This window comes from Nonomuraea antimicrobica, from assembly GCF_039536965.1.
In the GTDB taxonomy this organism is placed as follows: Bacteria; Actinomycetota; Actinomycetes; order Streptosporangiales; family Streptosporangiaceae; genus Nonomuraea; species Nonomuraea antimicrobica.
The window spans coordinates 1-8771 of record NZ_BAAAZP010000300.1 but is presented as its reverse complement, the minus strand read 5'-3'; the positions used below and the strand labels follow the sequence as shown (position 1 = coordinate 8771).

Below are 8771 nucleotides of genomic sequence, written 5' to 3'. Positions count from 1 at the left end.
GCCGCCCGGTGGTAGCAGGGCCGCTGCTTGCGGCCGGCCGGACAGGTGCAGTTGGTGATGTGCACCAGGTAGGTGCAGTCGCCGGAGCTGGAGACGGCGGTGTACATGCCGGGCCTGGAGGTGGCCAGGATGCCGCCGAGCTCCAGCAGGTCACGCGCTTTGCCGACTGCGGCCGACGGGAAGTCGGCCAGGTCGGCGAGGAAGGAGACGGCCCACCGGCCTGCCCTCTTGACCGCCGTGAGAGTGCCGTTCTTCGCCCAGCGCTGGATGGTACGAACGCTGACACCGAAGGCGGCTGCCGTCTCGGAGGTGGTGAGCATGATTTCGGCGGCCATCTCGAACTCCTTTCATTTAATTGATCATGCAATAACCATAACATCTTATGAAATTGATAGCAAATCGGATATGGCTCTGACCTGCGAAAATAGCCTTCTGAGGGCTCAATTTCCTCGGGCAGGCTCTACTCCGCTTTACGCGACGATCACGCTCGCGCGCGGCCTTGTTGCGGCGGAAGGTCGAACAAGTCGAACTGGACGGCTGCGGCCTGCCCGGGGAAGCCAGGCTCTCCCGGCAACACGGCCCCCGGATCCAGAGTCGGGAAGGGACGGAAACTTTCCCACGAGCGGTCCACGTGGTGGACGCAACACCCGCCGAGATGCCACTGGCAACAGTCGACCAGTCGCCCACCAGCCCGGCGTGCGACGTACCACCCCCGGTGGTGCCTGGCCGCGAAGATCCTGCCCGCGGTGATGCTGTCTCCGATGAAGCCGTCCCGGCCAGTGTCAGTGTTCGTCGGGAAGGACAGCAGGTTCCCGCAGTACCCCACCTCGCAGCCGAGCCTCACCCGGGCCAGCTTGGTACAGACCTCGTTCGGGTGCTTGGTCGCCCACAGAGCACGAGCGGCTGCGACGGTCTCGACAGCGAACGCTTCGTCGTCATCACACTCCATTACCGTGGGATGCCTCTCGCAGGTGAGGAGAATCAGGGCGGTCATGGTCGCGCCACCTCCGCGCCGACTTCCCTGCCGTCCACCCACCCGTACCCGTGCTCCTTCTTGCCAGGGTCGCGGGCGAAGAGAACGCGCGCCTCCCAGAGCACCGGGGTTCCGTCGGGAGTCTCGAAGGTCGATGCCCTGTCTGGGTGCCAGTTGTAGGTGATCTTGGTCATGCCGGTCAGGTCGAGCTGTTCCCGATCGATGGACACCACGGTGCCGAGCACCCACGCGTGAACCGTTCGATGGCCGAGCTGATGCGCCCGAGTCCGGCCCGGCGTGGAGACCTTGAAGGTCACGCCAGCCAGCGTCACGTTGTCCGCCTTCGCGACCACCAGGCGCTTTCGAGGGCCACGGAGTGCGACGAGCGACCATACGTGATGGTGCAGGTCCCAGTACATCTTGATGCGGTCGCCCATCATGGCTCAGTCCTCCTGCTCATCGTCTGCGTGGCCGCCAGAGCCCCGCGGCCCGAGCTGCCAGGGGTCGTCCGGGTACGGGTACAGCGGCTCCTGCGCGAGGTCGTATGCGGCGTGGGCCAGGACGTCGCGGCGGAAGACGCTGACGAGCAGGTGGTTGTCGCGGTCCTCCCCGATGGCGTACCGGTAGTGACCGTCTCTGACGCGCTTCTTGCCGGGCAGCACCCAGCCGTCGTAGGCGATGAGGGCCCACCTGACCAGGGCTCCGAGGGTCGGTTCCCGGCGGACGATCCCGTCGTCCTCGTTGACGATGTACCAGTGCGGCATGTCACGCCTCCTCGCGGCGGCGCGGCGCGTCGCCCACGATGGCGATCACCTTCAGATGATTCGTGCCTCTCCTGCTGCAGCCATTGCAGAGGATGACCTCGAAGGGGGCTCGGTCTCGGCTTCGCCGCCGGGCCACACGCACGCGCTTGTCGGCGTGGCCAGCGCACTGCGGCGCCTGGCACCAGGTGCGGCCTTGTTGATCGCCGCACGGTCCGCCGCACGCGAGGCAATACCTGGCCATAATCACACCGCCCTGCGGAACACGAGTCGCCGGACCACCGACTTGCGGTACCGGTACTGGCCGTTGGTGATCTCGTTGTCCTCGTAGTACGCCTTGTCCAACTCCTCCATGGCGGCCACGTAGTAGGCGGCCAACACCTCGCCGATGGTGGGGGTGCGGCCGTCGCGCACGGCTCGCCGGAACGTCAACTCGTGCTCGCTGACGTCCTCCGGCGTGTCCGCCAGCAGACCAGTCCAGCCTTCCCGTTTGAGCGATTCGACGGCTTCGGCCAGTGTCCGCTTGACAATGGGATGGGGAATAGCCATGTCGAGGGTGATCGCGGTATTCATAACTTCATCATAGTTTATTATGATCTTGATATCTATAATGAAAGTCGATGGATTAGGCGAATATGCAGGTCAGGGCGCATACAAGGCGATGCCCCCGCGCCTGACAGGCGGCAGGGGCATCGATGCTACGAGTGGCGTCGCTCCGCTTCCGCTGATGATGTGGCGCGCACCGTCACCACGCGCTTCTCCTCCAGCTGCGCGGTGTACTTGACGAACGCGTTCGGCTCCGCCATGTGGACCGCTTCCGCGATCTCCTTCCACGTCACGTCATGCGAGCGAGCAGCGGCCACGGCCTGCACCTCGGCCGGCTCCGCCTCCTTGTGCGCCGTGACAGCCTTCCGGATGGCGGCGAGCGCCGGCAGCTCGGGGTCGGGCTCTTCCCCCCACAGGTTCTCCGGCTCCATCGAGTCGACGTAAGGCTTGTACTTGCGGGTCGCGTTGGAGGCCTCTACGCCAAGTTCGGTGGCGATCTTTTTCCACGTGACCTTCACGGCGCGCGCATCGACCACGGCCTGCGTGATGGCGGCCGTCGCCGTCTCCTTCTTCTCGTAGGCTTTCACGAGAGCCAGCCGTGCGGCTTCCCTGTTCGCTGATGCCGTCGCCATATCGGCAGGGTCACACAATATGATGTTGATATCAAATCGACGATCGTCGAACGGGCGTTTTCGGGGCGGCGGTGGCTGTGCGCGTTGGCCGCGGGTGAGGCGTCTCGTGGGCCTGGTCATCACCGCGACCTCCTTCGTTGCGAGTCTGGCCGCTGGTAGTGGTCGTTCAGGTAGTGAAGGCGCCACCCGGCGTCAGCGGCCTGCGCGCTGGGGGCGCTCTGGCGTCGGCCCCGGGTGCGGCAGCCCGGGATGTAGCAGCGCCATCCGGGGCCCTCGCCGACCACTGGGACGTCGGCTGGCGGCGGCGGCCGGGGCGGATCGATAACGGCCCGCTGGTCTTGCTCCTTCTGCGGGTTGCTGCGGCTGCTCGAATCGGCCAGATCTGCGGCCCGCTCACCCATCGCCGTCGCTCACAATGCGTGCGGTGGACTGGTGGGTGAAGAATCGGGCCGGGGTGTTGCGCTCGTCCACGCCAGAGGTCGAGCTGAGCAGGGCGGCCAGCGCGTCCTGGGCGATCCACTCGGCCCGCCCCGCCTTCTCTTCCGCAGAGCCGGGGCCCAGGTCTCCGGCCACGTGGACGGTCCACGCGTGATCGTCCCTGCCGAGTTGTTCGAGCGTGCCGTGCTCGGCGAGCACAGCGATCGCCGCCTCTGGCCCAGCCCAGCCGAACACGATGCGGAACGACCAGGTGTCCTCACGCACGCCGGCCCCAGCCGTCACGTGCGGGCCGGTACGGTTCGGCCAGCCACGCCAGGCCCGTGACCGCGTTCCACCAGCCGCGGCACACCAGGGCGCCGAGTGGCCGGCCGTCGAACCACGCGGCGGGCGCGTACGAGCCGTTCACCACCCGCATCCCGAAATGGCAGTAAAACGGGCGTTCTGGCGACGGAGGCTCGTCCTCTTCCGGCGACCCTGGCCGGAGTGCGCAGTCGCCGCAGGGCTTCCTCATGACGCCGGGCGGGACCGGCGAGCGCTTCAGCTCGGAAACTTCGGGCTCGCCTTTCAACCAGTCGGCGGCGGCCTCCGCCGTGATGGCACCCCGGCCATCGCAGAGCACGCAGGCGGAGCCGTCGCCCCACCGGCCTTCTCCCTCACACAGCGGACACTGCCACGGCAGGATCACCACGCCCACCCCTGACGGGGGTACCTCGGGGCTGAAGTGGCCTCCGCAGATGAAGGCCGGCACCTCAGCCATGCTGCGCGCCGGCCTGCCCGGCCTGCCCGGCCTGCCCGGCCTGCCCGGCCTCAGCCAAAGCAATCAGCGCCGCGCCCATGCGTCGCGCCTCGGCAAAGCTGATGTGGCCGGAGCCCTGGAAGGTGACACCAGCTGCGTCAGCACGGCGCGTGGCACGACCGCGATGGTCGGCGGGGGCCACCTCCCAGCCGACCTGTCGCGAATCCCCGTACGAGCCACCTTCCAGGTTGCGCGTGTCGACCACGTCAGGGCGGGCCAGCACGATCGGCGCCGGCTGACCCGTCTCGAGGACCAGAGCGCTGAAGGCGCATGTGTCCTGAGCCTCCTCGTTACCGACGTCGTCGATCGGGGTCACGTTCACCTTGATCGTCGCCTCCTCGGAGGAGCCCCAGATGTAGGCGTCGAGGGCGGGGCTGTGAGCGCCGAGCAGTTCGGCGACGGCGTGCGCGACCTGCTTGGGCGCGTAGGTCTGCGCGGCCCTCTCGTGTGCCGACGCTTGCGATTCGGTGGCCATGGTGGCTCCTTCGGTCTCGGTGGGTGATCACGCAGCCAGGTGGTGCGCTCTGCTGCCGTGGGGCTGCGGTCGGCGAGATGCGGTGGCCTCGTGCCCGGCGCGGGGGGCACGGGACCACCGATCTGTCGTCCGTTTCGTCCGGCATCAGGACTGGCAGGCGTCCCTGGCGTGCGCGTGCGGGGGGCAAACCTGCTCGTCGCGGGGGACGATGTGGATCGTCGCCTGGGGACCGATCGCCATCTCCCAGGTGCCGCAGACTGCGGTGCGGGTGTCGTGGCCGAGCTCGTCGCGCAGGGACCCGACGTAGGCGACGAAGTGGTTCACCGGGTAGTGCCGGCCAACGTGGACGATCACGTCGCCCTCCGCCAGTTCCTTTCCCTTGATCGGCGTGCCGAGTGCTGGGCTGGCCTGTGTGGGTGCCCACAGGCCGGGCGGCGGTGTCAACTGCGGTGGCGGCGGCTGGTTCGCCACCTTCGCCTGCCTGGCCTGGTCGTTCCGCCGGCGGGCCTCCCTGCAGCCGCACTCGTTGGTCAGGGGTACCCGGTGTCGCTGGTGCTGTCGCCAGCCCCGCACCGTGCCGTGCTCGATGCCCGTCCGGGCCATAGATGTCATGTTTTACTCGCTTTTCGTTGGTCGGCCGCCGCCTTGACTGCGGCGTCCCATTCAGATGTCTGGCCCTTGCACGCGGTCAGCACGTCGGCGATGTCGCCCAACTCGTCGTCGTTGACGTCCGCCGGGGTGCGGACGTCGCGGCCGACCAGCGTGGACAGGTCACGTAGCCGCCGACCGGCGCTGATCCGCGTGTCAAGGCCGTCGAACAGGGCGACGATCCGCTGTTCCTTCTCCTCGCGGTCCGGGGTCAGGACCGCGCCGCCGATGGGGTCGGGCGGGATCGCTTGGATCGCGTCGATCACCTGGCTGGCCTGCTTCTCGTTCAGCAGCCGCGCCGACAGCCGCTCGCCGACGGTCTTCTCCACCAGGTCCAGCGCGTCGTTCTTACTCATGCCGCGTTGCCGCATCAGCTGAGCGATGCGGCGATCCTGGTCCGGCGTGATGCCGCCCTGCCGGTCCGGGGTCCGGATCACCACCGAGTCGCGTACGGGGGCGTGCGGGTCGAGCGGTGGCGGTACGTCGCTCGGACGCTCGGTGACCTTCGCCGGGTCGGCGTCCGGGTTGAGGTCGTACCGGACCCCCTCGTCCACGACGGCCGCGGTCGCCAGGTCCAACGCCACCGGCATGGACTTCATGAGCCGCAGCCGGATCATCGTCTTGCGGCCCATCTCATCGAAGTGATCAAGCCACACGCCGGCAACGACCCAGCGGCCGTTCACCCACTCCTTGTGCATGGCGTGCTCGTCGCGGTGCTCCTGCATCTCCGCGACGCTCATCGGCTCGGTCAGGATCCGCTCCGTCCCGTACGGGCCCTGGACCTTCGCGAAGGCGTAGAAGCCGATGGCTGGGCCTCGTGGTACGCCGAGCGGCGGCGTCTTGTGGGTGAGCTTGTCGTCGCCAAGGTCGATCTCGAAGGTGTCGCGTGAGCGGACGACGTTGGAGGCGATGCCGACGACTCGTGTATGCCGGTAGGCCAGGTCGGCGTACCCCTTGTAGCCGATGATCAGCTGCGCTTCGAGGCGGCCGTTGTTCTGGAAGTTGCGGAAAGGCAAGATCCACGCATGACCAAGGCCGGGGACACCGGGTCGCAGGCCGAGGCTCGCGCAGGTCAATAAGGCCGCCAGGAAGGTGGGCCTATAGACGAGCGGAAGCTTCTTCGTGCTGCGCAGGCAGTTGTGGGCGTCCTGCATGATCTGCTGCGGTGAGACGCCTCGCGGCATCGCCGCTGTGAACGCGTCGCGGTGCAACCGGACCTCGGCGCTCATCTCGTTGATGAGCTCCAACATCTGGCCCTTCGGCTCTGACTCCTGCTCCTGGTTCTGCTGCTCCTGGCCGCGCCGGTTCCGGTCGCGCTGGTTCTGCGTTCTCCGGCTCCGGCCGCTCATGCCGCACACTCCTGCTGCTGCGGTGCGGAAATCTCGATCCCGGCGATTCGCTCATCGGGACGCAGGTACACGGTGCTGGCCGACGACTTCTGGCGGCGCGCCACCCGGTTGCCGTCCCACAGCGCGCGGCGCGCGTTCCCCATGAACGCGGCCACCTCGGAGTCAACCTTCGTCACCCGCTTCTCAGCTGCTCCCAAACTCAGGTGCGCATCGATGAACTCGTAAGCCATCTCGTGCGGGAGCACCACCGCGGCGTCGCGGTCGATGTCCGGATGGAGCTGGAGCACCGCGGCGTACGTCGCCGGGTGGTCGTCCAGCGGCGGCATCTCGCCCCAGAACAGGGAGGCGAGGAAGTCTTCCGCAGCGTCGCGCAACATCGCAGCTTCGACGGGATCGTGCTCGACCACGTACTCCCGGAATCTGTGCCGCTCGTCCAGGAGGACGACGCGCCAGCGCGGCACGCCGAACACGTCCATGTACCACTTCACCTGGCAGCGGTAGTACAGCGGCACCTGGTCGGTGCCGGGTTTCCCCCATCCAGACGCTGTCGCAGCAACGTCCGTTTTAAACTCGGCGCCCTCCACCAGGTGGCCGTCGGCGTCGTAACACAGCGCGTCCGGGTTGCCCAGCTCGTAGTCACGTTCCTGGTGCACCCAGGTCCCGCCGGCGCGCACCTTCCACTCGGGGTGCTGGGCAGCGAACCACTTGCGGATGGTCGGCTCCAGGAAGTGGCCCCGGGCCTGCTCCGGCGTCTCTTTGCCCGAGGCGATGCGACCGTCCATCTCGCACCAGGCGGAGAACGGCGACTCCCATGGGGATAAGCCCGTGATCCCGGCGATCCGCGATCCGCCGACTCGTCCTTCGCGGGCCTTGTGCCAGTTTCGGCTGCCGTGCCGGAACCGGCCGAGCAGGCGAGCTGTGCCAGCCTCCACCGTCGTGTTCACCGCGCCTCCTCGGGTGGCAGGCCGTACGGGCGCGTGGAGATGGCGACACGGGCAGCCATCATCTCGGGGTCCCTTCGCTTCAGATTCATATCCTAATCATAACTTCCTATGAATCTGATGTTCCAGGGTGTATGCGACGAACCCGCGCATCCGCGGCCCCGGTCCGCCGAGGGTCAGACAGGCGCGCGCGCAGGCGCTCGACCGCCTGCAGGGCCGTCGAGCAGCGGCCCGCCAGCCACGCGGTGGCCAGCAGCCACAACCCCACATCGGCGTCGCCGAACACGAACTGCCAGGAGCCGGCGATGGCCACGGCAACGGCGAGGAGGGCATAGCCACAGCCCGCCTGCTCCGTCCTGCTGCGGGGTCGCTGGCTCACCCCTTCACCACCTGATCGAGCTGGTCGATCAGCTGCCCGTACAGGTCGGCGCGGTCGCCGGCGGAGTACGACGAGTGCCCGTCGGCCGTCTCCCGGGTGTAGACGGCCTCCTGCTGCAGGGAGACCAACTGCTGCCGGAGCGCTGCAAGTCGGCCGACGAGTTCAGCGCGCCCCTCCGCTCGAAGCTCATCGAGCGCCATGCGCTGAGCGGCGCCGATGATCACGCCGATGGCGCGGCTAGCCTGGTCGTCCGTCTCTTGCGCGTACGGGTAGCCGTCCCGGGCGTTCTCATGCACCACGGCGAGCTGCACGAGTTCGCCGAGCGAGACCCGGCCGCACCGCCGGCTCGCCTCGATCAGGTTGGCCGTGCAGCCGCCTGGGTTCGCAAGGCAGAGCGCGTGGTCGCTGTCGTACGGTTCGAGCACCAGGTGCGCCGGGCCGTCGTGGCGGAGCTGCGTGACGTACACGAGGTAGGCGTCGATGTCGTACGCCTGCTCGGCCGATCGGGGCGTGCTCTCTGTCATCGGCTCCTCCACAGGGTCGAGCGCCGGGGGCGGGTCCGGCGGAGACGGGTACGGCCGCCCGACGGTGTGCCAGGATGGGTCTGCTGCTCGGCGCGATTGGGGCAGTCGGCCACGTGCGGCCTGAACGTTTCTTCGAGGTGCTCCGGCCGGCGGGCGTCGCGCCCGGTGAGGGAGCGCGATCGCCACCTTCCAAGGCCGTCTTTGTAAGCGGCCTGGTTGCCGGTCGGGTCGGGCTTGGGCTGGAGGGGCATGGGGTTGCCGTGCTCTGTGGTGCTCATGAGCACCAGCTCGCCGCAGCCCCACGGGCAG

At 68.0% G+C, this 8771-nt stretch carries 14 protein-coding genes; all 14 read right to left on the bottom strand.

The genetic code is table 11. The features are described 5' to 3' along the window. On the bottom strand, positions 1–335 hold a 335-nt coding region (locus ABD844_RS52940), incomplete at its 3' end, for a helix-turn-helix domain-containing protein (protein WP_344897963.1). Positions 336–481: 146 nt separating this feature from the next. Then, on the bottom strand, positions 482–994 hold the full coding sequence (locus ABD844_RS52935; RefSeq protein WP_344897960.1) for a hypothetical protein: 513 nt from the start codon (positions 992–994) through the stop codon (positions 482–484). Beyond that, positions 991–1413, bottom strand: a complete 423-nt coding sequence (locus tag ABD844_RS52930) for a hypothetical protein (RefSeq protein ID WP_344897957.1) — start codon at positions 1411–1413, stop codon at positions 991–993. The genes ABD844_RS52935 and ABD844_RS52930 overlap by 4 nt, the downstream gene beginning before the upstream one ends. A gap of 3 nt (positions 1414–1416) precedes the next feature. Next, a complete protein-coding gene (locus ABD844_RS52925) occupies positions 1417–1737 on the bottom strand; it encodes a hypothetical protein (RefSeq protein WP_344897954.1) in 321 nt (106 codons plus the stop codon). 243 nt (positions 1738–1980) lie between these two features. Beyond that, positions 1981–2307, bottom strand: coding sequence for a hypothetical protein (locus ABD844_RS52920; RefSeq protein ID WP_344897951.1), 327 nt, complete (start codon positions 2305–2307; stop codon positions 1981–1983). Positions 2308–2432: 125 nt separating this feature from the next. Beyond that, the gene (locus ABD844_RS52915; protein WP_344897948.1) at positions 2433–3032 is read right to left on the bottom strand and encodes a hypothetical protein; all 600 of its coding nucleotides are present in this window, start codon (positions 3030–3032) and stop codon (positions 2433–2435) included. Positions 3033–3305: 273 nt separating this feature from the next. Continuing rightward, positions 3306–3614, bottom strand: a complete 309-nt coding sequence (locus tag ABD844_RS52910; protein WP_344897945.1) for a hypothetical protein — start codon at positions 3612–3614, stop codon at positions 3306–3308. Continuing rightward, entirely contained in the window at positions 3607–3765 is a 159-nt protein-coding gene (locus ABD844_RS52905) for a hypothetical protein (RefSeq protein ID WP_344897942.1), read from the bottom strand. The genes ABD844_RS52910 and ABD844_RS52905 overlap by 8 nt, the downstream gene beginning before the upstream one ends. A 334-nt stretch (positions 3766–4099) precedes the next feature. Further along, positions 4100–4621 carry a hypothetical protein gene (locus tag ABD844_RS52900; RefSeq protein ID WP_344897939.1) on the bottom strand — a complete coding sequence of 174 codons (522 nt, stop codon included), beginning with the start codon at positions 4619–4621 and terminating at the stop codon, positions 4100–4102. Between the two features lie 144 nt (positions 4622–4765). After that, positions 4766–5233, bottom strand: coding sequence for a hypothetical protein (locus tag ABD844_RS52895; protein ID WP_344897937.1), 468 nt, complete (start codon positions 5231–5233; stop codon positions 4766–4768). Then, positions 5230–6618, bottom strand: coding sequence for a recombinase RecT (locus ABD844_RS52890; protein ID WP_344897934.1), 1389 nt, complete (start codon positions 6616–6618; stop codon positions 5230–5232). The genes ABD844_RS52895 and ABD844_RS52890 overlap by 4 nt, the downstream gene beginning before the upstream one ends. After that, complete coding sequence (locus ABD844_RS52885) at positions 6615–7562, bottom strand: YqaJ viral recombinase family protein (protein WP_344897931.1); 948 nt, start codon at positions 7560–7562, stop codon at positions 6615–6617. Before ABD844_RS52885 ends, ABD844_RS52890 begins: the two co-directional genes overlap by 4 nt. 372 nt (positions 7563–7934) lie before the next feature. Further along, a complete protein-coding gene (locus tag ABD844_RS52880) occupies positions 7935–8462 on the bottom strand; it encodes a hypothetical protein (protein ID WP_344897928.1) in 528 nt (175 codons plus the stop codon). Next, the coding region (locus tag ABD844_RS52875) for a hypothetical protein (RefSeq protein WP_344897925.1) at positions 8459–8771 on the bottom strand (313 nt) is incomplete at its 5' end. The genes ABD844_RS52875 and ABD844_RS52880, both read right to left, overlap by 4 nt.